Consider the following 25,867-nt stretch of genomic DNA (forward strand, 5'->3'; position numbering starts at 1 on the left):
GCACGCACCTTCGGTCGCCACCCCGCCCGCGACCACCCGTTCACGGGTGCATGCGCGCCCCCTTCACCACCTTGTCCACCGCGTTCTTCGGGCCGTACACCGCGAGCCCCACCAGGTCCAGTTCCGCCGTCGGCACCGCGCGTACGGCCGCCCGGTTGTCGCGGTCGTTGCCCGTCGCGAAGAGGTCGGAGGTGAAGACCGAGCGGGGCAGGGAGCGGGACAGGGCCCGGGTGTGCGCCGTCGTGAGGGTCTCCTTCGTGGCCTCGAAGACCAGCACCGGCTGGCGGAACATGGGCAGGTACGGCACGCCGTCCGCGTCCTCGTACGGTGCGCCGATCACCTCGGGGATCTGCGTTCCCAAGCCGCTGACCAGGAACGACGTGACGTTGAGGCGCTGCCAGGGCTCCAGGTCGGCGCGCAGCAGCACGGCGATCTTCGTGTCGAAGCGGATCGGCTCCGCCCCGGCGGGTTCGGTGATCGTGTTCATGATGCGAGCGTGCCCGGCCGTCCCGGACCGGGTCTTGTACGTTCTTTGCATGGCCTCACAGCCCGCCCGCACGACCCCGGACCGGCAGCGGATCGTCTCCGCCTGGCGGCCGGCCGTCCCGGGTGTCGTCGAGGTCTTCCACGCCCGGTTCACCGCGTACGCCTATCCGATGCACGTCCACGACGCCTGGACGCTGCTGATCGTCGACACCGGCGCCGTACGGTACGACCTCGACCGGCACGAGCACGGCACGCCGCACGACACCGTGTCGCTGCTGCCGCCGCACGTGCCGCACAACGGCTCGCCCGTCACCGAGGAGGGCTTCCGCAAGCGGGTGCTGTACCTGGACGCGACGTATCTCGGCGACGAGCTCATCGGCGCCGCCGTCGACCGGCCCGATCTGCGCGACCCGCTGCTGCGGCGGCGCGTCGGGCAGGTGCACGGCGCGCTGGCCCGGCCCGGTGAGGAACTGGAGGCCGAGAGCAGGCTGACGTTCATCGGGGAGCGGCTGCGCGACCATCTGCGGGGGGAGACCGGCCGGGCCCGTCCCGCCGATCCGGTCCTCGCCCGGCGGCTGCGCGAGCTGCTGGACGAGCGGGTCGTCGAGGGCGTCGGGCTGCGGGAGGCCGCCGGGCTCGTGGGAGCCCACCCCGCGCATCTCGTCCGGGCCTTCAGCACCGCCTACGGCATCGCCCCGCACCAGTACCTGACGTCCCTGCGCGTGGGCCGCGCCCGCCGCCTGCTGCTCGAAGGGCGACCACCGGGCGAGGTCGCGGTGGCGACCGGGTTCTACGACCAGTCCCATCTCACCCGGCACTTCCGGAAGCTGGTGGGGGTACCGCCCGGGCGCTACCGGGCGGCGCCCTAGGGTCGCTCCGGGCGGGCGCCCTAGGACCGCTCCGGCTGGCGCCCTAGTGCCACTCCGGGCGACGCCCTAGGACCGCTCCGGGCGGGCGCCCTAGGACCGCTCCGGCCGGCGCCCTAGGACCGCTCCGGGCGCTGCGTCAGGTGTGCGAAGGCGTCGAGGTTGCGCGTGGACTCGCCCCGGGACACCCGCCACTCGTACTCCTTGCGGATGGCCGAGGCGAAGCCGAGTTCCAGCAGGGTGTTGAAGCTGCCGTCGGCGGCCTCCAGGACCTGGCCGAGCAGGCGGTCGATCTCCTCGGCGGTGACGGCGGGCAGGGAGAGGCGGCCGGTGACGTAGACGTCGCCGTGCCGGTCGACGGCGTAACTCACGCCGTACAGCTTGAGGTTGCGCTCCAGCAGCCAGCGGTGGACGCCCTGTTCGTTCTCGTCGGGGTGGCGGATGACGAAGGCGTTCAGCGACAGGGAGTGGCGGCCGACGATCAGGGAGACGGTCGTCTTCAGCTTGCGGGTGCCCGGGAGTTGCGCGACGTAGGTGCCCGGCTGGGGACTCTCCCACTCCAGGCCGGCGTCCTTCAGCACTCCCTCGATGACCTGTGCCGCACGCTGTTCCAGATCGGATTCACCCATGCAGCGAGCGTACGCGACGGCGGTGCGCCGCCACGGCGGCCGTGTAGACGTCGGCGGTGGCGGCGGCGGCGGTGTCCCAGCCGAAGGACTGGGCGTGCCGGGCGGCCTGCTCGCCGAGCCGGGGCGTCAGGTGCGGGTCGTCGGCGAAGGCGCCCAGCACGCGCGCGTAGTCGGCCGGGTTGTGGCCGCGGACGAGGAAGCCGGTGTGGCCGTCGCGCACGGCGACCGGCAGGCCGCCGACCGCCGCCGCGAGCACGGGGGTGCCGGCCGCCTGGGCCTCTATGGCGACCAGCCCGAAGGACTCGCTGTAGGAGGGCATGACCAGGACGGAGGCGGCGCGGAACCAGTCCGCGAGCTGCTCCTGGCCGACCGGCGGGCGGAACCGTACGACGTCCGCGATGCCGAGGCGGGCGGCGAGCTTCTGCAGGCCCTCGGGCTTGGCGAGTCCGCTGCCGCTGGGGCCGCCGACGACGGGCACGAGGATGCGCGAGCGCAGCTCGGGGCGCTCGTCGAGGAGGACGGCCACGGCGCGCAGCAGCACGTCGGGGGCCTTCAGGGGCTGGATGCGGCCCGCGAAGAGCGGGATGAGGGCGTCCTGGGGAAGGCCGAGGCGGGCCCGGGCGGCGGCGCGGCCGTCGGCGGGCGAGAAGCGGCGCAGGTTCACGCCGGGGTGGACCACGGCGACCTTGCCGGGGTCGGCCGCGTAGTGCCGGACGAGTTCGTCGGCCTCTTCGGTGGTGTTGGCGATGAGGCGGTCGGCGGCGTCGACGATCTGGGTCTCGCCGATGACGCGGGCGGCGGGCTCGGGGGTGTCGCCGTCGGCGAGGTTGGCGTTCTTGACCTTGGCCATGGTGTGCATGGCGTGCACCAGCGGGACGCCCCAGCGCTGGGCGGCGAGCCAGCCGACGTGGCCGGAGAGCCAGTAGTGGGAGTGCACCAGGTCGTAGTGGCCGGGGCGATGGCCGGCCCAGGCCTGCATCACGCCGTGCGTGAAGGCGCACAGCTGGGCGGGCAGGTCCTCCTTGTTGAGGCCCTCGTAGGGTCCGGCGTCGACGTGCCGGACGAGCACGCCGGGGGCCAGTTCGACGGTGGGCGGCAGGGCGGCGGCGGTCGCGCGCGTGAAGATCTCGACCTCGATGTTGATCGCGGCGAGGCGCTGCGCGAGCTCCACGATGTAGACGTTCATGCCGCCGGCGTCGCCGGTGCCCGGCTGGTGGAGCGGGGAGGTGTGCACGGAGAGCATGGCGACGCGGCGGGGCCTGCGGTGCAGCCGCAGACGCGCGGGCGTGGACGCCGAGCGCCGCCCGAGCCTGCCGATGTACTGGCTCACGTGGCGTTCCTCCTCGCTCAGGGCATGCCTTTCGCAGGGCGCACGGTGCCCTCCGACGTGGTCCAACACCGGAGGAAGTCGCTCCATTTCCCGGTTCGCGAGTTTTACCGAATCATTACCGCCGGTCGCTCAACCGTTCGACGCCTTACGATCACGGGCATGCCAGTGCCCCCACCGCACCCCGCGCCCCCGCCCGAGGAGCTGCTCCCCTGCCCGTGCTGCGGCCACCGGACCCTCGGCGAGCTGTGGGCCTACGAGATCTGCCCGGTCTGCTTCTGGGAGGAGGACCCCTTCCAGCTCCGCTTCCCCACCGCCGGCGGCGGCCCCAACCACGGACTCAGCCTGGTCGAGGCGCAGGCGAACTACCGGCGGACCGGTGCCGTGACGGAGGAGATGCGGCGCCACGTACGGCCACCGCGTCAGGACGAGCCGCTGGATCCCGGCTTCCGGCCCGCCGACCCGGCCAGGGACCCGTTCGAGCGGGGACCGGCCCGCGACCCCATGCCCGAGGACCTCACCACCCTGTACTACTGGCGCCCCACCTACTGGCGACGGCACCTCGCGCCCCGGCAGGACGACCCGTAGGCCCGAGCAGGCCTGCGCCCCGGGCCCGGGAGGGCCGGCGCCCGATGGGCCCGGGAGGGCAAGAGCGGGCCCCGGGCCGCATACCCTCGTAGGCATGACCGCCCGCGCCGCCACCCGCCCCCTGGGAACGGTGACGCGCGGGACGACCAACCCGAACCGGCTGCGCCGCATGGACCGCTGGATCGCGGCCACGCACGGCGCCGAGCTGCGCCGCGCCGCCGACCCCGTGGCCGTGGACCTGGGGTACGGCGCCGCCCCCTGGACCGCCGTCGAGCTGCTGCAGCGTCTGCGCACGGTGGCGCCACGCGCGCGGGTCGTGGGGATCGAGATCGAGCCGGCCCGGGTCGCGGCGGCGCTGCCCTACGAGCGGGCGGGGCTGGTCTTCCGGCACGGCGGCTTCGAGCTCCCGATCCCGCAGCGGCCCCTGCTCGTCCGCGCGGCGAACGTGCTGCGGCAGTACGAGGAGGACCAGGTCGCGGCCGTGTGGAAGCGGCTGTGCGGGCGCCTCGCCCCGGCCGATCCCGCGACCGGCTCGCGCGGCGGGCTGCTGGTCGAGGGGACCTGCGACGAGATCGGACGCCGGCACGTGTGGGTCGCGCTCGGCCCGGAGGGGCCCCGCACGGTCACCTTCGCGACCCGGCTCGGCTCCCTGGCCCGCCCCTCCGACCTGGCCGAGCGCCTGCCGAAGGCGCTCATCCACCGCAACGTCCCGGGCGAGCCCGTGCACGCCTTCCTGCGCGACTTCGACCGCGCCTGGGCGGCCGCCGCGCCCTACGCCTCCTACGGCGCCCGCCAGCGCTGGATCCGGGCGGTGCGTGACCTGACGGCCGACTGGCCGGTGGTGGACAGCCCGGCGCGCTGGCGGCAGGGCGAAGTGACGCTCCGGTGGGGGGCGTTGGCGCCGCGCGGGTGAGGACTCCCCGACGGGTGCGGGCGCTTGGGCGCGAAGGGGCCCTGACCCGGCGCCTTTGACACCCGCTCGGGTGCGAAGGCAGCCGGGCCGACGGCGCCTTTGACACCCGCTCGGACCCGAAGGGACCCGGGCCGGCGGCGTCTCCGACACCCGCTCGGACGCGAAGGGACCCGGGCCGGCGGCGTCTCCGACACCCGCTGGGAGCGAAGGGGCCCTGACCCGGCGCCTTCGACACCTCGACACCCGCTCGGACGCGAAGGGGCCCTGGCCGGGCGTCTCCGGCACGAGGGAACGATCGTGGTGAGTCGTTCGTCACACACGGGGGGAGATCGCGGGGCGGGGGCATGACGGGGCGGGAGTGGCGGGAAGTACTCCCTCTGTCGTTTTGCCCGCCGGCATGGCAGCATCCCTGGCGAACCGCATGTTACTGACGGTTAATCAGTTGGGGGACGACATATGGGAACGGGCAAGCGTGGCCTGATCGCGACGGCCGTGGCCGTGGTCTGCGCGATCACGGTGCTGGCAGCGCCGGGCACGGCATTCGCGAGTCCCCACCCCGACCCCGAACCGACCTCCACCGCGAGCCCGGCCCGCACGCCCGGCCCGGACCTGGAAGCCGTCCGCGAGAAGCTCGACAAGCTCTACCGCGCGGCGGCCCGCGCCACCGACGAGTACAACGCCGCCGAGGAGAAGGCCGACCGGCAGTCCGCCGAGATCGTCAAGCTGGCCAAGAAGATCGTCAAGGGCAAGGAGCGGCTGGAGCAGCTCAGGAAGCGCGCGGGCGCCGCTGCCGCCGCCCAGTACCGCGGCGGCGGGCTCCCGCCCGAGGCCCGCCTGATGCTCAGCGACGACCCGCAGGAGTTCCTCGACGGCACGGGCCGCGTCCGCCAGGGCCACCACGCGACCAAGGGCCTGCTCGGTGAACTGACGCGCACACAGCAGGACTTGGAGCAGTACGCCAAGGACGCCTCCGCGCAGTGGAAGAAGCTGGAGGCGGGCCGCAAGGCCAAGGCCGCCGCCCAGAAGAAGATCGAGAAGCAGATCGCGCAGGCCGAGAAGCTGGAGTCCGAGCTGCGCGCGGAGGAGCAGGAGCGCCTCGCCGAGCTGGAGCAGGAGGCCGCGGACGAGGCCCAGACCGCCTGGCTGGACTCCGGCATCCTCGCCGAGATCGACGGCAAGGCCTCCGAGCAGGGCAAGAAGGCCGTCCAGTACGCCACGGCCCAGGTCGGCAAGCCGTACCAGTGGGGCGCCGAGGGTCCGAAGAGCTACGACTGCTCGGGCCTGACCTCACAGGCCTGGATCAGCGCCGGACGCGGCATACCGCGCACGTCGCAGGAGCAGTGGAAGCAGCTGCGGCGCATCGACGTCCGGCAGATGCGGCCCGGCGACCTCATCATCTACTTCGACGACGCCAGCCACGTCGCGATGTACATCGGCGACGGGGCGATCGTGCACGCCCCGCGGCCGGGCCGGACGGTCACCATCGCCGGGGCGGGATCCATGCCGATCCTCGGAGTGGTCCGGCCGGACGCCGGCTGAATCGCCCACCGCACACCGGATATCGGACGCCGGGCATCGGACGCCGGGCACCGGCGGCGGACCACCGAAACCCGCGGTGACCTGCGACACGTGACCCACCCCACGCCGAACACCCGCACCGACAGCGCGCCGACGTGACGTTCGTCATCCCCGCGGCATCCCACCCCTGTCCAACTGCGGGGCCATATCGCGGCATATGACACTGGCCGATGGCACAGCGGCGTGGCTCACACCATTCCAATGCGGCGCCGACACCCGCTATGGTCCCGGTCGGTGGGTCGAGGTCCCTCGCCCCCGCCATGCCCTCGGGGGGAGGGAAGGAACCCAAGACAATGCCCGTACCCATACCGCGGCAGAGAGCCATCCCGGCCGCGGAGAGTGGTCAGGCGCAGGCCGCGTCCGCATGCGGCGGCTCCGCCGAGGACTCCCTGACGGACGCCTCGGCGCAGACCCCGCGCACCCCGGACACCGCCGGAAACACCACGGACAAGGTGGAGCACCACCCCGCCCACACCAACCTGACGCTGCTGCTGATCGAGGACGACCCGGCGGGCTCACCGATCGTGCCGGACATGCTCGACCAGGCCGGCAAGCCGATCCGCGTCCGCACGGCCCGCAACCTCACGGAGGCCGAGCGGCTGCTGACCGACGACGTCCACTGCATCCTGCTGGACCTCGCGCTGTCCGCGCCCGGCCGCAGCGACTCCGACGACGAGCTCGCCGTGCTCCGGCACGTGCTGGAGCTCGCCCCCCGGCACGCCGTCCTGGCGCTGACCGCGTCGGGCGACGCCGAGCGCGGCGCGGAGGCGGTGCGCGTGGGCGCCCAGGACTACCTTTTCCGCGACGAGCTGGACGGCCGGCTGCTGAGCCGCGCGATCCGCTACGCGGTGGAGCGCAAGCGCTCCGAGTCGGCCGAGCGCCGGCTCGCCGAGGGCAAGCTGCGCGCGCAGGAGAACCGCCGACTGGAGCGCGGCCTGCTGCCGACCCCGCTGCTGGAGGGCTCCTCGCTGCGCTTCGCCGCCCGCTACCGCCCGGGCCGCTCGCGCGCCCTGCTCGGCGGTGACTTCTACGACGTCGTGCGCACGCCGGACGGCACGGTGCACGCCATGATCGGTGACGTCTGCGGCCATGGCCCGGACGAGGCCGCCCTCGGTGTGGAGCTGCGGATCGCGTGGCGTGCGCTGACGCTGGCGGGCCTGTGCGGCGATCAGCTGCTGGGCACGCTGCAGCAGGTGCTGGAGCACGAGCGGGCCGACGACGAGATCTTCGCGACCCTGTGCACGGTGGACATCGCGCCGGACGGCCGCCGAGCCGGACTGTGCCTGGCGGGCCACCCCTCCCCGCTGCTGGCCGGCCCCGGCCGGCCGGCCCGGCTGCTGCCGTACGACAACAACGGCCCGGCGCTCGGGCTGCTGCCGGGGGCGCGCTGGCCGCGGATGCAGGTGGAGCTGGGCGCCGAGTGGAGCCTGATGCTCTACACCGACGGTCTGATCGAGGGCCGCGTCGGCGAGGGCGGGGAGCGGCTGGGCCAGGAGGGCATGACCGAGATGGTCCGCCGCCAGTTCGCCGAGGGACTGCGCGGCGAGCGGCTGCTGCAGGCGGCGGTGAACGAGGTACGCGACCTCAACGGCGGCGAGCTGACGGACGACGTGGCGGTACTGCTGCTGGACCGGGTGCCGTAGCCGGGACTCCGCCCTGCGGATCCGGGTGCGTTAGCCGGGGCTCCACCCTGCCGAGCCGGGTGCCGTAGCCGGGATTCCGCTCTGCCCGGCGTGGTCTAGCGGCCGCCGTTGTACGGGCCGTACGGGCCGTCGCTGCTGGAGCCGCGGCTGCTGCGGCCGCCGCCCGGGAGGGCGCGGATCGCCGGGCGTACGTCGACCATGTACACGATCGTCGCGATGAGGCCGATGATCGGCAGGAACGACAGGATCGGGAAGAGCAGGTTCACCACGAAGGCGATCCCGAGGATGATCAGCCAGAACGGCTTGGTCTTCTTGTCGGCCGCGCGGTAGGCGTCCTCCCGGCGCACGGCGGCGTCCAGGAGGGCGAAGCCGCTGAAAACGATCAGGGCCATGCTCAGAAGCCACATAAACCCTGCGAAGCCCTGCATCAGCACAACGTCCACCACCCGACTCGGCTCGTCCCTACTGCGGTCACCGTACCCGTACAACGGGCCGGGCACCCCCAGGGTGCCCGGCCCGCGTCGGCCTCCGGTTACTTCGCCGGGGGCGTCGTCTTCTTGGCGGTGCCGGTCTTGCGCGCCGGGGCCTTCTTGGCCGGGGCCTTCTTCGCCGCGGCGGCCTTGGCCTCGGAGGCGATGACCTCGGCGGGCTTCGCCGGCTCCTCCGCGACCTTGACCGGCTCGGGCTTCGGCTCGACCGCGATCGCCAGCTCCTCGACGCTCTCGGCGACGTCCTCGATGCCGTCGGCGGCCTCGCCGCGCCAGGTGCGGACGGCCTTCTCGCCGTGCTCGGCGACCTTCTCGTAGGTCTCGCGGGCCTTGACGGCGTACTCGGCGGCCACGCCGACGCCGCGCAGCGCGAGGTCCTGGGCGCTCTCGCCGAACTTCTTCAGGTCCGCGTCGATCGTGCTGCCGATCTTCTTGACGTCGAAGGAGCCGATGAACTCCGTGACCTTGTTCTGCAGGTTCTCCTGCGTCTCCTTGACGCGGGCGGAGGCCTCCTTGGCCCGGGCGGAGGCCTTCTCCTGGACGGCCTTGGTGTCGGTGTTGCGCACGGCGTCGAACCGGGCCGGCGCCTCGGACCGCAGCTGCTCGACCAGGGCCGGCACCTTCTTGGCCTGCTGAAGGGCGAGGTCGGCGGTGCCCGCCGCGAAGTAGAGCGGGGTCGGGTCGCTGAGGGTCTTGCGCAGGTCGTCGGTGATGGCCATGGTGATGGTCCTCCCGGATTCTGTCTGAGGGTTCGGCTGAGGGTTGGTGATCCGCGGCGGTGGCCGGTGCCCTGGTCCGGCTCAGCCGGCCGTCCGCCGCGGATCGGTGTCGCTGCCGCCGGCGCCCTTGCGGGTGCGGCGGGTGGCGGGCGTGCCGCCGTCGGTCTTGCGGGTGCGGCGGACCGGCGTGGCGGGGGCGGACCCGTCGCCGTCACTGTCGCCGTCGGCGGGGAACTCCACGGTCCGGTCGCCGCCGTCGGCCGTGCGGGGCCGGCGTATCCCGGTACCGGCACCGGAGGCGTCCCCGCGCGAGACTCCGTCCACGGCCCCGGCGCCGTCCACGGCCACGACGCCATCCACGGTCACCGCGCCGGTCGCGGCCACCACACCGTCCGCGGCCACCACGCCATCCGAGCTCCCGAACCCGTTCTCCTTGCGGAACGACTCGTAGATCTGCAGCAGCACCTGCTTCTGCCGCTCGTTCAGCGTGGGATCGGCGAGGATGACCGCGCGGGTCTCCACCTCGTCCCGGTCCCGCTCGGCGTCGAGGATCCCGGCGCGGACGTACAGCGTCTCGGCGGAGATCCGCAGGGCCTTGGCGACCTGCTGCAGCACCTCCGCGCTCGGCTTGCGCAGCCCGCGCTCGATCTGGCTCAGGTACGGATTGGACACCCCGGCGGCGTCGGCGAGCTGCCGCAGCGACAGCTGCGCGTTGCGCCGCTGCTCGCGGAGGTAGTCACCGAGATTGCCGACGTTGAGCGATGCCATGACTCCACAGTGCAGCACCGCGCTAACTATTGCAAGCACCCGCTTGCAAAAGTGCGCCACACCACCCGGCCGGCCGCTCGCCGCGCAGGCTCCCGGGTGTCACGCCGTCCGGGCTGGTACCCCGACGATGCAGAAGGGATGCCCGGCAGGATCGGTCAGGACGCGCCACTTCTCCGCGTTCGGCTGCCGGTCCGGCCTGCCCGCGCCCAGCTCCAGCAGCCGGGCCTCGGCCCGGTCCAGGTCCTCGACCCGGAAGCAGCAGTGCAGTTGCTGGGGCACCGCCGGGTCGGGCCAGCTGGGCGGGCGGTGTCCGTCGACCCGCTGGAAACCGAGGGTGAGGTTCCGCCGATCCGCCCGGAGGTGGCATGTCCGTCTTGGCGAGCACACGCTAACTGCCGCAACTCCTCGGCCTGTACGCCAGAAACGTGCCCGACCGTCTCCCGGAGCCGCCCTCCGGTTCCTGCACCACCCGCGTCGTGACCACCAGCCCGGCCTCCTCCAGCAGGCCGGCGATGCGGTCCGGCGGGAGCAGGTACGACGCGTAGGACACCGGGTGGTCGCCGTAGGCCCGGGTCGGGCGCAGGTGCTCGCCGTCGCCCACGTGGCCGGCCAGCATGAGCACGCCGCCGGGCGCGAGGGTGCGGTGGAACTCGGCGAAGACGGTGGGCAGATGGCGGGGCGGGGTGTGGTGCGTGGCGTAGTGGGCGAGGATGCCGCCGAGCTCGCCGCTGCCGATGTCCAGGGCCGTCATCGAGCCGGTGGTGAAGCGGAGCTCCGGGTGGGCCGCCCGGGCCAGTTCGACCATGCGCGGTGAGAGGTCGACGCCGAACGCCCGCACTCCGAGGGCGGACAGGTGGGCCGTCACCTTGCCGGGGCCGCAGCCCAGGTCGGCGACCGGCCCCAGGGGCCGGGCGAGTTCGGCGAAGGCGGCGAGCATGGCGCGGGACACCGGGTCCAGTCCGGCCGGTTCGCTCACGCGCCGGGCGTACTCCGCGGCCACGGTGTCGTACGACTCCCGGACCTCGGTGAGATAGGAGGGGTCGGTCATGCCGAGACGCTAGTCGCCGGGCGCTGACACTTCGGCCGTACGCCCGTGGCAGTACCCCGGGTTGCTCCCGCCGGCAGACGCCGCAGCGGTCGGGGACCGGCAGCGTGGGGCGGGTGAAGACCAACACCTCGAAACCGCGGCTCGGGCGGGTCGGGCGGCGGGGCGTGCTCGTCGTGCATGTCCTCGCCTCCGCGAGCTGGCTCGGGCTCACGCTCGGGCTGCTCGCGCTCGGCGTCACCGCCGCGACGACCGGTTCCGCCGTGACCATGGAGACCTCCGTACGCGCCATGCGGCTGTTCGCCGACTGGCTGCTGCTGCCCGTCGCGTTCCTGACCCTCCTCAGCGGTCTGGTGCTGTCCCTCGGCACCCCGTGGGGGCTGGCGCGGCACCGGTGGGTCGTCACGAAGTTCTGGCTGACCCTCGCCACCACCACCGCCACGGCGTTCGCCCTGCGCCCCGGCGTGCACGCGGCCGTCAGCGCCGTCGCCGCGGGCGGGCCGCTGCCCGACGCCGGGGACGTGCTGTTCGGACCGGTCGTCTCGCTGTCCGCCTACGTCTTCATGACCGCGATCTCCGTCCTGAAGCCATGGGGACCGACCCGGCGGGGAAGGAGGCTGCGAGCGCTCGCGACACGACCCCGACAGCAGGCCTAAAGAACATTGCCACTTGCCTAAAGATGTTAGGCAAGTGCACAATCGTTTTCGGCAGGCAGGAGGGAGCGTCATATGGCACGCGCAGGACTGACCCCGGAGCGACTGACCCGGGCCGGGGCGGAACTCGCCGACGAGGTGGGCTTCGACCAGGTCACCGTCTCGGCACTGGCCCGGCGGTTCGACGTCAAGGTCGCGAGCCTGTACTCGCACGTCAAGAACTCCCAGGACCTCAAGACCCGGATCGCCCTGCTCGCGCTCACCGAACTCGCCGACCGCGCCGCCGAGGCCCTGGCCGGACGGTCCGGCAAGGACGCGCTGGCCGCCCTCGCGAACGTCTACCGCGACTACGCCCGGGAGCACCCCGGCCGCTACGCCGCCGCCCAGCTGCGGCTGGACCCCGAGACGGCCGCCGCGAGCGCCGGCGTCCGGCACGCCCGGATGACCCGGGCCCTGCTGCGCGGCTACGACCTGACGGAACCCGACCAGACCCACGCCGTCCGGCTGCTGGGCAGCGTCTTCCACGGCTACGTCAGCCTGGAGCTGGGCGGCGGGTTCAGCCACAGCGCCCCCGACACCGACGTCACCTGGGCGCGGATCCTCGACGCCCTCGACACGCTGCTGCGCAACTGGCCCGCACCGGGCGAACCCCCTACGGACCCCCGAGGCTGACACCATGCACACCGAGCCCGACTGGATCACCACGCCCCTCACCGCGGACCTGCTGCGCGGCGCCCTCGACCTGGAGCGCACCGAACACGGCCTGCTCCCGCACCGGCTGCCGGCCCGGGCCCGCGCCCAGAACACCGACGCGCAGCTGGCCATGGCCGAGGCCCAGCCCTCCGGCGTACGGCTGGCCTTCCGCACCGCCGCGACCGCCGTCGAGCTGGACATCCTGCGCACCAAGCGCGACTACAGCGGCTTCCCGCCCCGCCCGGACGGCCAGTACGACCTGCTCGTCGACGGCCGCCCGGCCGGCCAGGCCCCGGCGAACGGCGGCAACGTCCTCACGATCGACCTGGCCACGTGGAGCGGCACGGTGACCGACGGCCCGGTCGGCACCGTCCGCTTCACGGACCTGCCCGCGCGCGAGAAGGACGTCGAGATCTGGCTCCCGCACAACGAGACCACCGAGCTCGTCGCCCTGCGCGCGGACGCGCCCGTGCAGCCCGCACCGGACCGGGGCCGCAGGGTGTGGCTGCACCACGGCAGTTCGATCAGCCACGGCACCGATGCCGCGAGCCCGACGGGCGTGTGGCCGGCGGTGGCCGCGTTGCAGGGCGGGGTGGAGCTGATCAACCTCGGGCTGGGCGGCAGCGCGATGCTCGACCCGTTCACCGCGCGGGCCATGCGGGACACCCCGGCCGACCTGATCAGCGTCAAGATGGGCATCAACATCGTCAACCAGGACGTGATGCGGCGGCGCGCCTTCGGGCCGGCCCTGCACGGCTTCCTCGACACGATCCGCGAGGGGCACCCCGACACGCCGCTGCTGCTCGTCTCCCCCATCCACTGCGCCATCCACGAGACCACGCCCGGGCCCACCGCCCCGGACCTGAGCGCGGTCGGCGAGGGCCGGCTGCTGTTCTCCGCCATGGGCGACCCGGCGGAGATCCCCACCGGGAAGCTCACGCTCGGCGTCGTGCGCGAGGAGATGGCCCGCATCGTGCACCAGCGCGCCGCTGAGGACCCCCACCTGCACTACCTCGACGGACTCGACCTCTACGGCGAGACCGACGCGGCCGAACTCCCGCTGCCGGACCGGGTCCACCCCGACGCCGCCACCCACCGCCGCATCGGCGAACGCTTCGCGGAGCGGGCCTTCACCGGCAAGGGCCCCTTCGCCGAGCCCGCACGCCCCGGCGACTGAGCGAGGCCGGTGGCCCCCCGGCCACCAGCCGTACGGCGGCGGAACGTGGTGCCGTGCCGGCCCCGTTCAGAAGGGCAGGCCTCCTCAGCCGCGGCCGGAAGGGCAGGGGCCTCGTCAGCCCTGTTCAGGAAGGCAGGGGCCTCGTCAGCCCCCTTCAGAAGGGCAGGGGCCTGGCGCGCACCACGTCCAGCCGGGTCACCGCCCGCGTCAGCACCACGTACAGCCGGTGCAGCCCCCGTTCCTCCGCCTCGGCGACGGCCGCCGGCTCCACGGCCACGACATGGTCGTACTCCAGGCCCTTGACCAGGCTCGCCGGCACCAGCGAGACCCGGGCGGCGGGTTCCTCCGGGCCCGCCGCCGCGATACCGGCCGCGTCCAGGGCCGCCCGCAGCCGGGCGACGTCCGCGTCCGCGGCGACGACCCCGACCGAGCCCTCCCGCCCGAGCGCGTCCCGTACGGCGTCCACGACCGCGGCGGGCACCGCGCCGGGGGCCGTCTCGCGCTCGCGCACCTCCCCGTCGCCGCGCATGGAACGGGCCTCGGGCACGTCGACGTCCAGCCGCCGCAGCAGGCGGTTGGCGAGTCCGACCACGGCCCGCGGCACCCGGAAACCCGTGGTGAGGGCGACCACGGCCGCGTTCGGTTTGCCCAGGTGGGCGAGGGTCTCGGGCCATGAGCGCGCCGCCCACGGCGTCGTCCCCTGCGCGAGGTCACCCAGCACCGTCAGGGAACCGAACCGGGCCCGGCGGGCGATGGCCCGGCACTCCATCGGCGACAGATCCTGCGCCTCGTCCACGACGACGTGCCCGTACCCCTCCGGGTGCTCGATCAGCCCGGCCACCTCGTCGAGCAGCACCAGATCGGCGGCCGACCAGCGGGCCGACTTCCACGACCGGGGCGGCCTCGCCCACAGCAGCGCCCGCTGCTCCCGGGGGTCGAGCACGCCGTCGGCGGCCGCCGCCAGCGCCGCCGCGTCACCGAGCAGGGAGGCGACGACCTCCTCGGGCCGCACCCGGGGCCAGACGGCGTCGAGGTACGCGGACACCGGCCGCGCCCGCTCCACGCGGCGCACCCAGGCGTTCGGGGGCGGCCCGGCCCGCCGCTCCACCTGCTCCAGCAGGCTGCGTACGATCCGCGCCCGCACCCGCTCCCGGCCGACCCCGTACGGCGGTTCCTCCTGCCGCACGTCCGACACGATCCGCTCCAGTTCCGCCTCCGGCACCCGCCAGCGGTACGACCCGTCCGGCACGGCGAGCGGGCCGGCCCCCTCGGTGCGCACGCGCGCGTACAGCGCCCGCCGCAGCACCCGCGCCATCCGGGCGTCATGCTTGACGACGGCGGCGGAGTCGTCGTCGACGGCACGGACCGGCCAGTGGGCGATCTCCTCGGCGAGCGTCGACTGCCGCACGCCCGTCTCGCCGAGGGCCGGCAGCACCTCCGCGATGTACGACAGGAACGTGCGGTTGGGCCCGAGGATCAGCAGACCGCCGCGCCGGATGCGCTGCGGGTGGGTGTAGAGCAGGTAGGCGGCCCGGTGCAGGCCGACGGCGGTCTTGCCGGTGCCGGGCGCGCCCTGCACGCACACCGACAGCGCCAGGTCACCGCGGACGAGGTCGTCCTGCTCCGGCTGGATGGTCGCGGCGATGTCCCGCATGGGCCCGACCCGCGGCCGTTCGATCTCCCGGGCGACGATCTCGCTGCTCCGGCTCTCCCCCGCCCCCAGGTGCTCGTCCTCCAGGCCGGTCAGGTCGGCGGAGTCGCCCCGGCTACCAGGCGCCCACCCGAACCGGCGGCGTACGGCCACGCCCTGCGGGTCCCGGGCGGAGGCCTGGTAGAAGGCGCGCGAGACGGGTGCGCGCCAGTCGACGACGAGCGGCGGTTCGGCCGGGTGCTCGGAGATCCGCAGCCGCCCGATGTGCAACGCGCCCTGCTCCCCGCGCAGGGCGCCGAAGAACAAGGGCCCCTCGGGCAGTTCCCGCAGCGCCTTGGCCCGGCTGCGCAGCCGGTAGCCGAGGACCTCGGCGTCGGCGCCGGACGCGGAGACGTCCTCTCCGGCGACGACCTGGTCACCGGCGCCCTCGACCATGGCGGCGAGGGCGTCCCGGCAGCGGTCGTGATGGGCGCGTTCCCGGTCGAGGGCGGACTGCAGGGCGGGCTCGGTCGACGTCATTCCACCGAGCGTACCCAAAAAACGTAACCAAGTTAAATCTCTTACTCGGTTCCACTTCTCTCGCGGTCCGCCGGCCACCCGGCCGCCAGCCGGCCGAAGGCCCGCTCCGCCGCCGCCACCGCGTCGGGCCGCACGTCCGCCACCCGCTCCCCGGCCGCGATCCGCCGCCAGTTCTCCAGCGCGAGGACCCGCAGCACGGCCATGACCTGCCCGGCCGCGAGCCGCGCGTCGAGATCACCCCCGAGCACCTCGGCGAGCGCGGCCTCGGACCGCTCCTGGTGCGTGTGCGCCCGGGCGACCAGCGAGGGCGTCCCGTAGAGCAGGGCGTGGAAGGCGAGCACCTGGGGGTCGTCGTTGAGCCCGGTCACCGGGTCGGACCGCTCCAGCCCGGCCAGGAAGTGCCGCCGCAGCGCCTGAACGGGCGGCTCCCCGGACTCCGCCACCACCCGCGCGGCCTCCCCCTCGTGATCGGCGATCCGGTAGAGCACCAGATCCTCCTTCGCCGGGAAGTACCGGAACAGCGTCGGCTTGGAGATCTCGGCAGCCGCCGCCACCTCCGCGACGGACACCGCGTCGAACCCCTTCTCCAGAAAGAGCCGGACGGCGATGTCCGACACGGTCGCGTACATCCGCTGCTTCTTGCGCTCACGCAGGCCGGGGTGGGTCATGGGGGGAGCCTACGCAGTGCCCCGGCCGCCCGGTCCGCGGCTAGGCGAGGGCGCGGGCGAGGTACGGGTTCGCCAGCGAGCGGGCCGGGAGGCCGAGGGAGGCGGTGGCGGCGGCCAGGGTCATGGCGTACGAGTCGACGGCCCGGCGGACGTTGGGCGCGTCCAGGCCGGAGCCGGTGACCAGCCGGTCGAGGTCGACGTAGGCGGAGCGGACGATCTCGACCCACCGGTAGACCCGCCAGTCCTTGCGCCAGTCCCGGGTGTACTCGGCGGAGAGCGTGTTCTCCCACTGCCGCAGCATGCGCTCCCTGATCTCCGGCCTGGTCGGCGTGAGGTGGATGTGCCGGACCAGGTCGTACAGCGGATCGCCGACCATCGCCATCTCCCAGTCGATGATGGTGAGGGCCAGATGGTCGCGCTGGGAGTGGCGGACGAGATTCCAGGGGTTGAGGTCCCCGTGCAGCAGCGCGTGCCGGCGCGGGGTGACGCGGTGCCGGGCGAGGATCTCGCTCAGCCGGTCGGCGTCCGGCAGCCCCAGCGCCTTCGCCACCTGCTGCGACTCCCGGGGCAGTCCCCGCACCAGGGCGACCAGTTGCTGGCTGAGCCAGGTGTAGAAGTCCCACGGCCCGGTGAGCGGGTCGAGTCCGGCGTGGTCGACCCGGGTCAGCTGCCCGAGCTGGTAGATCAGCCCGTCGGCCTCGTGCGGCAGCAGGCCGTTCACCGGGTGGCTCGGGGGCCGGTCACTGTGCAGCGGCCCGGCGTAGGTGTGGATGGCGAAGGCGTCCCCGCCGTGGCTCCGGCCCAGCGCCAGCACCCGGGGTGCCGTCACGTCCACCTCGGAGCGGGCGATGGCGCGCAGCACCGCGTGCTCGCTGAGGTGGCTCGGCTCCCGGCGGCAGAACGAGGGGATCCGGCGCCGTACCACCACCGGGACGTCGATGTGCGGCACGCGGACCACGGAGTTGAGGTGGGCGGTACCCCGGAAGACCCGGCCGGCCGGGGTCATCCCCTCCGCGACCAGGGCGTCGCGGACGGCCGAGTGCGGGAAGTCGGGCTGTTCCGGGACCCGCTTGTCGGGGGTCCAGGTGAGCGGCGGGACCGGGCGGAAGCCGGTGGGCCGCCGGTGCCGGGACTCCCGCCGGCGCAGCAGCACCCGCTCGATCTCCGTCCCGCTCGGCACCCGGGCGAGCCCGAGCGGCTCGGCGGCGGCCTCCAGCGCCCGGTGGACGGCGGCCGTGGCCTCCGTCAGACTCCGGTCGTCGAGCCGGTCGTCCAGCGCCCGGGCGGCCCGCATCACGTCCGCGTACAGCGACTGGGCCCGCTCGAAGGCGACGTAGTGGCGCAGGTCCCTGGTCAGGCCGTTGACCGCCGAGGGCCGCAGCTCCTCCATGGCTCCGGCCCAGGCGTCCCGCACCTCGTCCCACTGGGAGACGGGGTAGCGCATCCGGACCAGGTGGGTGGCGAGTTCGTGCAACGGGTCGCCGTAGGTGGCGAGCTCCCAGTCCACGACCGCGACGGACCGGCCGTCGGTGGACACGATGAGGTTGTCGCGGTGCAGGTCGGTGTGGAGCAGGGTGTACGGCCGCCGTGCCATGGCGGGGATCCGCTCGGCCAGGCGCGTCAGCGCGTCGGCGGGCACTCCGAGCGCCTCGAACAGCCCTCCGAACTCGGGCCAGTTGGGCTGCCGGATCTGCCGGTCGGCCAGGTGGGCCAGGGTGCGCAGGAACCCCCGGCTGCCCGTGTCGCCGCCGGGTCGTACGCCCGGCAGGAGCGGCAGGGACTCCCTGCGGACCTGCGACATACGGGCGACCGTCCGCATGAGCGACGCGACGAGGGGGCGGGCGACGGGTGCGCCGTCGCTGTGGAGGCTCGACAACGGGACGCCCTCCACATAGCTGTGGACCGCCGAACCGTTCTGCCTGGCGAGACACTCGGGGGCCCGGGGCAGCACGCCGCCGATGGCGCGCAGCACATCGGGCTCCCTCCAGGTCCGGATCACCACGGGCAGCACGTTCAGGGCCCGTTCGCGCACTATCGCCGGGGTGCCGGCCTCACGCCTCACGAACTGGGCCATGGGCTCGGTCAGGGGCAGGACGAAGTTCCGGTTGTGATGGCCGTCGTACATCACGCCGTCTGTCTTCGCCCGCCGCACGAACTCCCCGTAAGGATCGTGCGCGGGGGCCCTCCCGGGAAAAGGAGGGGAAACCGGCTGCGGAGGCACCGGCGCTCCTGGATCAAAGTGCGAAGCTCTGGAAAGTGTTGCAGAGCCTAGCGCCGCCCCGATGCCCGCACGACTCGAGTCTTGCGATCGGTGGTCTCAATGAGGTAACCGCGAAGGCTGACGGACCTCGTCGTCCCGCGCCAGCTGTGTCCACAGGGAGTCGAACCACTCCTGCTGGCTGCGGACGAAGGACGACCCGGGAGAGGCCTCGTCCCCGTCCTTGACGTGGTATGTCAGGGTCGCTTCTATGCCGAGCACGTCGAGTGCCTCGATCTCCTCGTCGGTGTCGTCGAGCAGGATGCTGCGTTCGATCAGCGTGTACGGGCCGAACAGCGCCTCTTCACCGCGGGCCAGGTAGAGCTTGAAGGTGGGTGTCAGAGGAACTCGGCGCACCCGCACTTCGACGAACGGCACACAGGCCCCCTCGCGGAGGTCGTGCAGGGTGCGCTTCAGGCTCCCCACGTGCTCGCGGGTGATCCGGTGCAGCCGCGACTGGGCCCGGCCGTCCGCGGGGTTCGCCTTGCTTCGCGGGTACGGCAGTTCCAATTCCTCATCGGGCACCATCATGCGCAGGGTGATGCGCTCCGGACTCAGATCTCCCGCACGAATGCGTTCCGCCTGCAGCCTGATGTGCGCATCGAGAGTCTCGGACGTGAGGGTGTACACGTCGAGCACGACCTCGGGCCGCTCGAATGCCCGCCCGATGAAGGACGCCAACGTGTGAGTTCGGCCCCGCGTGTCCGCCATGGTCAGTTCCACACGCCCCAGAACCGTGGAGGCGCTCCCCTGCCGGGACTCGATCAGCCCTTCGTCGCTCAGCACCTTCAGCGCTCGCTGCACGGTGTCCCGTGCCACGCCGAACCGGGATGCGAGCTCTCGCTGCGGTGGCAGGTGGGCGCCCGGCGGATAGGTGCCGTCGGCCATGGCTGACCGCAGAGCCTTCAGGACCCGCTCCTGCGCCCTGCCCGGCACACCTGCGTGACTGTCCTCACTCACATGCCGAACGTACCGCTTCGCACTGTCGAGCAAACCACTTTCCACCCGATTTTCAGTCCAATTGGACGGCTCGTTAAGGGATCTATCGGTCCGGGAACAACAAATGTGAGTCAACCAGTCCAATAGCAGTCCAGTTGGCTGCGCATGGCTGGTCCACACGGGGAGGGCAGATGATCGGTATGCGAGTGGGAGGGGTGGTCGTCCAGTTCGCCATCTCACAGGCGGTGGAGGTGTTCTACGGCCCGATGGGCGTGGCACTCCTGGTCACGGGAGCGACGCTGATCCTGCTGCGCCTGTACGTACGGCGGGTGCACCTGTACTGGTGGGTGCTCCTCTTCTTCACCGTGCTGATGATGCAGGGCTGACACCTCGGCAGCGGTTCAGGGCGTGCCCTTCAACGCGTGCAGTACGTCCTCCAGGGAACCGACGATGTGGGCCGGGTCGACTCCCGCGGCGACCAGCAGGTCCCGCTTCTGCTGGTTGCGGGCGTAGCCGAGGAACGGGACGCCCAGGGCCCGGGCCGCCTGGTAGTCCGTCCCGGCGTCGCCCAGCATCAGGGCCTGCGACGGCTGCGCGTCCAGGGACTCCAGGGCCAGGGAGAGGCAGTGGGGGTCGGGTTTCATCCGGGCGAGATTCTCGGTGCGCCCGAAGATGTGGGGGAAGCAGCCCGTGAGCTGCCGGCTCTCCACATAAGCAGCCGCGGCGCGGGCGGAGTTGTTCGTGGTGATGGCGAAACGGGCACCCAGCGCCGACCACGTCCTGATGAGCGGGTCCGCGTACGGCGTGGGAAACGCCCGGGGGACCGCCGTGAGCTCCTGCTCGGTCAGCCACCCCTCCAGCCGGGCGATCGGAGCGCTGTCGGCATGGCGCTGGGCGACCAGGAGCAGCACGGCCTGCGGGTCGGGATCGAAACGTTCCTTCTCATTGAGGAGCTCGTCCAGCCCGAGCCGCTGCAGCTCCTTCACGAGGTCCCGCGCCACCCCGTTGGCCGGATGGCCCGCGAACAGCCGGCAGATCGGTCCGTCCAGGTCCCACAGGACGTAACGGACCGGAGCGAGCAGTTTCCGCAGTTCTTCGGTTGGCGTCACCGCACCAGTCTGCGTCGTATCAGAAGTCACTAGGAGAGTGTCAGGTCCGTCGTGATGGTTTCCCAGAGGGCGTCGAACCACTTCTGGGATTCCTCCACGAACGCCGCGTCCCGGCGACCCGCCCGCTTCAGGAAGGAGAAGAGCAGGGACTGCGAGCCGAGGACGTCGTACATGTCGAGCGCACGGCCGCCCCACTCCTCCTCGCGTCGGGTCAGCATGTAGTAGCCGATCAGCGCTTCTTGCTCGTTGAGGAGGTACAGCTTGACCGGCGGAGTGAAGGGCAGTGCCCGGAACCGCACCCGTACGTCCATGCCGTGCGTGGCGCGGAGCGTCAGCAGGTTGTGCTCCAGGACCCTCAGCTGGGCGTTGCGCATCTCCAGCCAGCGTTGGTGCACCGCGTCGTCCGCGCCCTGTTCCTCCACGAGACGCGGGAAGGCCAGGTTGATGTCCCGGGACGGGAGCAGGACCCGCAGGTCGATCGAGGCGGGGCGGCTGCGGCCCTCGTGGATCCGCCGCAACGGCTCCCCCAACGCCACCATCAGCGTCTCCGACGTGTGGCAGACCACGTCCACCTGGACCGCCGTCGCCGAGAACGCCTCCATCAGGCGGGGGGCCAGGCCGACCATCGTCGGCTGGGGCTCGTCGCGGGCCGGGGCGGGGACGGCGATGCGTGGGGGGCTGCCCTTGGAGACGTTGGTGAGGAGGCCGTCCTCCTGGAGTACGCGCAGGGCCTGGCGGACGGTGCCGCGCTCCACGCCGAACCGCTCCGCGAGTTCGGCCTGGGTGGGCAGCCGGTCGCCCGGCCTGAGCTCGCCGGCGCGGATGCGTTCCCGCAGGTCGTCGGCGATCTCCTGGGGCGAGAGCCTTCTGCTGCCGTTCACTGCCACGTTCTCCGTCACGTCCTCCGCCACGTCCTTGCCACGCTCTCCGGGGTCACGACCAAACGCTACAACTCTGATCCATCTAGCGGGAGTTGTTTGAAAGTTGTTTATGACTAGCGGCCAAGTGGGGACAACTTAATCAGAGTTGGTTGCCAACTTCTTGGAGTTGGCGGAAGTTTTGCTTCCGAAGGGGGAATCCGATGCCTGCCCTCGCTCTCCTCTCCGCCGCCTTCGTCGTCGCCTTCGAGCAGCTCGTGCAGTGGAAGTACGGCCCGGCCGGCATCGTCGGCCTGCTCCTTCTCACCGTGGGCCTCAAGGCCAAGAGCCCGGCCGTCAGCTCCGTGGGGGCCGTCGTCCTCGCGCTGCTGATGACGGGACCCGCCCGATGAGTCACCGCGCCTGCCCGGATCAACCACCGTGGGAGACCTCAGCTCGTGAGCACCAGCTCCGAACTGATCGTCTCCCACAGTGCGTTGAACCACAGGTGCGACTGCTCGACGAACGTCGTGTCGCGCAGGCCGGGCCCCTGCCGGAAGGAGAACAGCATCGACCGGGTGCCCTGGGCGTCGTACATCTCCAGGTGCTCGTGGTCGAACTCCGCCTCCCGGCGGGTCAGCGTGTAGTACGCGAACAGCGCCTCCGCGCCGTTGAGCAGGTACAGCTTCACCGGCGGGGTGAAGGGCAGCGCCCGGAACGTGACGTGCACGTCGATGCCGTGGGTGGCGCGCAGGGCCAGCAGATTGTGCCGGAGCACCTGCCCCTGGGCGTTGCGCATCGCCAGCCACCGCTCGTGCACCCAGTCGTCGCCGTGCCCCTCGACCGGCACCGGGAAGGCGAGGTCGATGTCCCGGCTGGGCAGCAGGACCCGGACGTCGACCTTGGCCGGTTTCAGCCGTCCCGCGTGGATCTGGCGCAGTGGCTCACCGATGGCGAGCGTGAGCGAGACGGACGTCAGGCACACCGCGTCGATCTCGACGTGCTCCGCCGCGAAGGCCGCCGCGATCCGGGGCGCGAGCGCCACCGTCGTGGGCAGCGGCGGCGCTTCCGGGCCGGTCAGCGGCCCGGCCGGATCCGCGGCGACGGTCGCCGGGCTGCCCTTGGAGACGTTGGCCAGCAACCGCTCGCCCTGCAGGATGCGCAGCGCCCGGCGCACCGCTCCGCGCTCGACTCCGAACTCGTGGGCCAGCTGGGCCTGGGTGGGCATGCGTTGCCCCGGCTGCAGCGCCCCCGACCTGATCCGGGCGCGCAGCTCGTCGGCCACCTCGCGATGTGTTCTCTGTGACCGCTGCGACCTCTTCCGCCCATTGACGGAGGCGTGTTCGGGGTCCACATCCCAACGCTACAACTTCCCGCCATCCTTGGGCAGTTCGGCGGAAGGTGGTTATGAGCCGCTTCCAAGTGGAGATAAGTACAGAGAAGTTGGTCACCAACTTGCGTGACATGGTCAGACCTTCAGGGCGTTGGCCAGTCCGTTCGGGGGCTCCCTTCCGGAGGGGAGCCGGGAGCCCCACCGGCACGACCACCACAACCGAACAGCTCGCTACGGATGCGGGTCCCCGTCCACCGGCAGAAGGGAGCGGCTCAGAACAGGTCCGGGCACCACGGCCGCCTGGGCGTACGCAGCAGGGCGTCGGCCTTCCGGGCGGCGCCCGCTCGTTCTTCCCGCACCCGCCCCAGCGCCGCCAGCCGCACCGCCGACTCGTCCCCGAGCCACAGCGCCCCCAGCTCGCCCACGCCGAGCGTCAGGTCCGCGCTCGCGGTGGTGGGCGCGCACACCGCCCCACCGGGCGCGGCCTCCAGCCGGTAGCGCCCGCCGGTCAGCCCGTCCACGCCGGCGACCTCCAGCACCAGCGTCCCCTCCCCCTCGTACGTCCGCGCCTCAAGCGCCCGTTCGACGTCGAGGATGCGCACCCACAGCCAGTCCGCCAGGGACGTGATCGCGGCCGCCCGCGGATCGGGCAGCAGGTGCGGGAGCAGGTCGTCGGGGGCCCGCCAGCCGCTCTTGACCTTCACGACCCAGTCGACCGAGCACAGGTACTGCCACAGGGCGCGCTCCGCGGCCGGCGTCACGCCGGTCAGCCAGCGCACCGTCGCCGTGTTCAACGGCTGCTTGGCATCGCCCCAGTTGTCGTCCACGTCGTACGCCGCCATGCCCTCGACCTCGCCGGAGGCCGAGCGGTACACGACGTAAAAGGGGTCCTTCCAGGACGGGTCGACCCGTACGGCGCCGGTGTTCCACTTCCACCACAGCTCGTCGCGGTCGATGGCGCCGGGCTGGCGGCGGCACAGCCGCGCGTGCAGTTCGGGGCCGAGCTTGCGGACCTCCTCACCGTCCACCAGGTCGATCCGGCCGCCGTCGGCCGGGCCCGCCCAGCGGGCGTCGAGACCGACGCGCGGCACGTCGACCGTCCACTCGGCCATCCACGTGGCCGGACCGAAGCCGTAGCGGCCGTAGATCGGGTACTCGGCGGCGACCAGCGTGGCGACGACGTCCCCGCGTTCCCTGGCGGCGGCCAGGTCCCGCGCCATCATCCGGCTGAGCAGCCCCCGGCGGCGGTGGGTGGCGTGGACGGTGACCCCCGAGACGGCGTCGGCCCTGACGCCCGCCCCGCCGACGGCCGTGAGCTCCTGGTCGAAGGAGCGGAAGGTCGCCACACACCGGCCGCCGTCGAAGGCGCCGAGGTAGCGGCCGGGGACGAACCGCTCGCGGCGGCCCTCGATCTCCTCCTCGGACAGCGCGGGCACCCGCAGGAAGCCGGTGTTCACGGCGCGCAGCCAGTCGGTGAACTCTGCTTCGGTGATGGGGCGTACGTCGATGCCGTCGGCACGTGAGGCGGAGGTCATGGCCTCACGCTAGGCGGAGGGCCGGCCGGTGTCGCGCCAATATCCGACCGGCCCCCGGCGCCGAGCCTCGGGGCGCCGATGTCCGACCGGCTCCCGGCGCCGAACCTCGGGGGCGCCGATGTCCGGCCGGCCCCTCCCCGGCCCCCTGGAGGGAGGCGGCTCAGTGCAGCAGGTCGTCGACCTGCGCCTCGCCCTCCCGGTAGCGGCGCGCGATCTCCGCGCTGCACTCGTCGGCCGTGCGCTGCAGCCGCTGCCGGCGCCGGGAGACCTGCTGCTCGTGCCGCACGAGCCGCGCGATCCCCGTGTTCAGCTCCAGGTCCGTACGCGCGTCCAGGTCGGACAGCTCGACCTCGTCGAGCATCTCCGCGGCCAGCCGCCGGTACTCCTCGCCCTGCGGGGTGCCCAGGGTGACGTGCCGGGCGGAGGAGCGGTGCCGGGCCGGGGCGTCCTGCAGGATCTCCGCCAGCCGCTCCACGACGGACGCCTCCGCGGGAGCGGGGGCCACCTCCACCGGCGTGCGCCGCGCCAGCTCCGCGCGCAGGATGTCGATACGCCCCTGCAGCAGCCGCCGCAGATAGCTGAGGTCGGCCTCGTCGCGCTGGGCCTCGCGGCGCAGCGCGCGCAGCTCGGGCAGGCTCAGCGCGGTCGGACCGGGCCCGGGAGCGTCCCCGGGCAGCCGGGGGCTGTCCGTGCGCTGGGTGGGCGGCCGGTGGTACTCCGACGTCCCGATCCCCGTGTATGCCGACCGGACAGCCCCCGGGTGCTGCCCGGTGCTTGGTGTGCTCATGTGCCTCAACCGTCCCCTCGACCGGTGTGTGAATGCATCGTGCCACCCCAAGTGGCCGCTATGGGAACGAGTGCCCCCGATAGGCCCCAGATGGGCGGTTAAGCAGCAAAATACGGTCCAGCACTGGCAGTTGGCGCCCGGCGCAAACCACCCTTTCGGGCCATGCGCGCACCGCACGCGGCACTGACTTCACCTCCCGGCATGATGGACACATGCGAGCTGTGGTGCAGAGGGTGGACGGCGCGAGCGTCGTCGTGGACGGCGAGACGGTGGGGTCGATCGAGGGCGAGGGGCTGTGCGTCCTCGTCGGCGTGACCCACGAGGACACCAAGGAGAAGGCCGCCCAGCTGGCCCGCAAGCTGTGGTCGATCCGCATGCTGCACGACGAGAAGTCCTGCAGCGACACCGGCGCCCCCCTGCTGGTGATCAGCCAGTTCACGCTCTACGGAGACGCCCGCAAGGGCCGCCGCCCCACGTGGAACGCGGCCGCCCCCGGGGACGTCGCCGAGCCGCTGGTGGACGAGGTGGTGGCTCAGCTGCGCTCGCTGGGCGCGACGGTGGCGACGGGCCGTTTCGGGGCGGCGATGCGTGTATCACTGACGAACGACGGCCCGTTCACCGTGCTGATCGAAATCTGAC

General features: G+C 72.7%; 28 protein-coding genes. 11 read left to right on the forward strand and 17 right to left on the reverse strand.

The features are described from left to right. Positions 1-40: 40 nt before the first annotated feature. On the reverse strand, positions 41-487 hold the full coding sequence (locus tag CHR28_RS23340) for a DUF2000 domain-containing protein (protein ID WP_094055640.1): 447 nt from the start codon (positions 485-487) through the stop codon (positions 41-43). A gap of 49 nt (positions 488-536) precedes the next feature. Here CHR28_RS23340 and CHR28_RS23345 point away from each other — a divergent pair, with 49 nt between their 5' ends. Beyond that, positions 537-1,355, forward strand: a complete 819-nt coding sequence (locus CHR28_RS23345) for a helix-turn-helix domain-containing protein (RefSeq protein ID WP_094055641.1) — start codon at positions 537-539, stop codon at positions 1,353-1,355. Between the two features lie 113 nt (positions 1,356-1,468). Here the strand turns inward: CHR28_RS23345 and CHR28_RS23350 are convergent, their stop codons facing one another. Both CHR28_RS23350 and mshA read right to left on the reverse strand, forming a co-directional pair. Next, positions 1,469-1,981: a YbjN domain-containing protein gene (locus CHR28_RS23350; protein ID WP_094055642.1), complete on the reverse strand. Its 513-nt coding sequence runs from the start codon at positions 1,979-1,981 to the stop codon at positions 1,469-1,471. Further along, positions 1,974-3,311, reverse strand: a complete 1,338-nt coding sequence (mshA, locus tag CHR28_RS23355; protein WP_179272536.1) for a D-inositol-3-phosphate glycosyltransferase — start codon at positions 3,309-3,311, stop codon at positions 1,974-1,976. Before mshA ends, CHR28_RS23350 begins: the two co-directional genes overlap by 8 nt. A gap of 159 nt (positions 3,312-3,470) precedes the next feature. On the opposite strand from mshA, the gene CHR28_RS23360 reads away from it, so the two are divergent. The 4 genes from CHR28_RS23360 to CHR28_RS23375 all read left to right on the forward strand — a co-directional run bounded on the left by CHR28_RS23360 (position 3,471) and on the right by CHR28_RS23375 (position 8,030). Beyond that, on the forward strand, positions 3,471-3,896 hold the full coding sequence (locus CHR28_RS23360; protein WP_094055644.1) for a CPCC family cysteine-rich protein: 426 nt from the start codon (positions 3,471-3,473) through the stop codon (positions 3,894-3,896). 94 nt (positions 3,897-3,990) lie between these two features. Next, on the forward strand, positions 3,991-4,809 hold the full coding sequence (locus CHR28_RS23365; protein WP_179272537.1) for a class I SAM-dependent methyltransferase: 819 nt from the start codon (positions 3,991-3,993) through the stop codon (positions 4,807-4,809). A 456-nt stretch (positions 4,810-5,265) separates the two neighbouring features. Beyond that, positions 5,266-6,348 carry a C40 family peptidase gene (locus tag CHR28_RS23370; RefSeq protein WP_094055645.1) on the forward strand — a complete coding sequence of 361 codons (1,083 nt, stop codon included), beginning with the start codon at positions 5,266-5,268 and terminating at the stop codon, positions 6,346-6,348. 332 nt (positions 6,349-6,680) lie between these two features. Further along, positions 6,681-8,030, forward strand: coding sequence for a PP2C family protein-serine/threonine phosphatase (locus CHR28_RS23375; RefSeq protein WP_094055646.1), 1,350 nt, complete (start codon positions 6,681-6,683; stop codon positions 8,028-8,030). A 95-nt stretch (positions 8,031-8,125) separates the two neighbouring features. Here CHR28_RS23375 and CHR28_RS23380 read toward each other — a convergent pair whose 3' ends face one another. The 5 genes from CHR28_RS23380 to CHR28_RS23400 form a co-directional block, all read right to left on the reverse strand. Continuing rightward, positions 8,126-8,458, reverse strand: coding sequence for a DUF2516 family protein (locus CHR28_RS23380; RefSeq protein WP_179272540.1), 333 nt, complete (start codon positions 8,456-8,458; stop codon positions 8,126-8,128). Between the two features lie 104 nt (positions 8,459-8,562). After that, a complete protein-coding gene (locus tag CHR28_RS23385) occupies positions 8,563-9,237 on the reverse strand; it encodes a hypothetical protein (protein ID WP_094055647.1) in 675 nt (224 codons plus the stop codon). Positions 9,238-9,318: 81 nt separating this feature from the next. Then, on the reverse strand, positions 9,319-10,005 hold the full coding sequence (locus CHR28_RS23390) for a helix-turn-helix domain-containing protein (protein WP_094055648.1): 687 nt from the start codon (positions 10,003-10,005) through the stop codon (positions 9,319-9,321). Positions 10,006-10,104: 99 nt separating this feature from the next. After that, on the reverse strand, positions 10,105-10,392 hold the full coding sequence (locus CHR28_RS23395) for a VOC family protein (protein WP_256984359.1): 288 nt from the start codon (positions 10,390-10,392) through the stop codon (positions 10,105-10,107). Between the two features lies 1 nt (position 10,393). Continuing rightward, the gene (locus CHR28_RS23400) at positions 10,394-11,053 is read right to left on the reverse strand and encodes a class I SAM-dependent DNA methyltransferase (RefSeq protein WP_094055649.1); all 660 of its coding nucleotides are present in this window, start codon (positions 11,051-11,053) and stop codon (positions 10,394-10,396) included. Positions 11,054-11,166: 113 nt separating this feature from the next. On the opposite strand from CHR28_RS23400, the gene CHR28_RS23405 reads away from it, so the two are divergent. From CHR28_RS23405 to CHR28_RS23415, 3 genes are all read left to right on the forward strand, one after another. Beyond that, entirely contained in the window at positions 11,167-11,706 is a 540-nt protein-coding gene (locus tag CHR28_RS23405; RefSeq protein ID WP_094055650.1) for a DUF2269 family protein, read from the forward strand. A 72-nt stretch (positions 11,707-11,778) separates the two neighbouring features. Continuing rightward, entirely contained in the window at positions 11,779-12,375 is a 597-nt protein-coding gene (locus tag CHR28_RS23410) for a TetR/AcrR family transcriptional regulator (protein ID WP_094055651.1), read from the forward strand. A gap of 4 nt (positions 12,376-12,379) precedes the next feature. After that, a complete protein-coding gene (locus CHR28_RS23415) occupies positions 12,380-13,573 on the forward strand; it encodes a GDSL-type esterase/lipase family protein (protein ID WP_094055652.1) in 1,194 nt (397 codons plus the stop codon). A gap of 154 nt (positions 13,574-13,727) precedes the next feature. Here the strand turns inward: CHR28_RS23415 and CHR28_RS23420 are convergent, their stop codons facing one another. From CHR28_RS23420 to CHR28_RS23435, 4 genes are all read right to left on the reverse strand, one after another. Next, the gene (locus tag CHR28_RS23420) at positions 13,728-15,743 is read right to left on the reverse strand and encodes a HelD family protein (RefSeq protein ID WP_094055653.1); all 2,016 of its coding nucleotides are present in this window, start codon (positions 15,741-15,743) and stop codon (positions 13,728-13,730) included. Positions 15,744-15,784: 41 nt separating this feature from the next. Continuing rightward, complete coding sequence (locus CHR28_RS23425) at positions 15,785-16,411, reverse strand: TetR family transcriptional regulator (protein WP_094055654.1); 627 nt, start codon at positions 16,409-16,411, stop codon at positions 15,785-15,787. A 40-nt stretch (positions 16,412-16,451) separates the two neighbouring features. Then, positions 16,452-18,536, reverse strand: a complete 2,085-nt coding sequence (locus tag CHR28_RS23430) for an aminoglycoside phosphotransferase family protein (RefSeq protein ID WP_094055655.1) — start codon at positions 18,534-18,536, stop codon at positions 16,452-16,454. Between the two features lie 192 nt (positions 18,537-18,728). Next, complete coding sequence (locus CHR28_RS23435; RefSeq protein ID WP_256984362.1) at positions 18,729-19,628, reverse strand: winged helix-turn-helix domain-containing protein; 900 nt, start codon at positions 19,626-19,628, stop codon at positions 18,729-18,731. 170 nt (positions 19,629-19,798) lie between these two features. On the opposite strand from CHR28_RS23435, the gene CHR28_RS37525 reads away from it, so the two are divergent. Beyond that, complete coding sequence (locus CHR28_RS37525; protein WP_143655879.1) at positions 19,799-19,993, forward strand: hypothetical protein; 195 nt, start codon at positions 19,799-19,801, stop codon at positions 19,991-19,993. Positions 19,994-20,008: 15 nt separating this feature from the next. On the opposite strand, the gene CHR28_RS23440 is transcribed toward CHR28_RS37525, so the two are convergent. Beyond that, positions 20,009-20,716 carry an HAD family hydrolase gene (locus CHR28_RS23440; RefSeq protein ID WP_256984363.1) on the reverse strand — a complete coding sequence of 236 codons (708 nt, stop codon included), beginning with the start codon at positions 20,714-20,716 and terminating at the stop codon, positions 20,009-20,011. 29 nt (positions 20,717-20,745) lie between these two features. Then, entirely contained in the window at positions 20,746-21,615 is an 870-nt protein-coding gene (locus CHR28_RS23445) for a GntR family transcriptional regulator (RefSeq protein WP_094055724.1), read from the reverse strand. A 182-nt stretch (positions 21,616-21,797) separates the two neighbouring features. On the opposite strand from CHR28_RS23445, the gene CHR28_RS23450 reads away from it, so the two are divergent. Further along, entirely contained in the window at positions 21,798-21,986 is a 189-nt protein-coding gene (locus CHR28_RS23450; protein WP_094055657.1) for a hypothetical protein, read from the forward strand. Positions 21,987-22,024: 38 nt separating this feature from the next. Here CHR28_RS23450 and CHR28_RS23455 read toward each other — a convergent pair whose 3' ends face one another. From CHR28_RS23455 to CHR28_RS23465, 3 genes are all read right to left on the reverse strand, one after another. Then, complete coding sequence (locus CHR28_RS23455) at positions 22,025-22,927, reverse strand: winged helix-turn-helix domain-containing protein (RefSeq protein WP_094055658.1); 903 nt, start codon at positions 22,925-22,927, stop codon at positions 22,025-22,027. Positions 22,928-23,178: 251 nt separating this feature from the next. Next, positions 23,179-24,441 (reverse strand): GNAT family N-acetyltransferase, encoded by a 1,263-nt coding sequence (locus CHR28_RS23460; RefSeq protein WP_094055659.1) that lies wholly within the window; start codon positions 24,439-24,441, stop codon positions 23,179-23,181. Positions 24,442-24,601: 160 nt separating this feature from the next. Beyond that, entirely contained in the window at positions 24,602-25,228 is a 627-nt protein-coding gene (locus CHR28_RS23465; protein WP_094055660.1) for an RsiG family protein, read from the reverse strand. Positions 25,229-25,440: 212 nt separating this feature from the next. On the opposite strand from CHR28_RS23465, the gene dtd reads away from it, so the two are divergent. Next, entirely contained in the window at positions 25,441-25,866 is a 426-nt protein-coding gene (gene dtd / locus CHR28_RS23470) for a D-aminoacyl-tRNA deacylase (protein ID WP_094055661.1), read from the forward strand. Position 25,867: the final 1 nt, after the last annotated feature.

This window comes from Streptomyces sp. XY006 (assembly GCF_002237655.1).
Taxonomy (GTDB): Bacteria; Actinomycetota; Actinomycetes; order Streptomycetales; family Streptomycetaceae; genus Streptomyces; species Streptomyces levis.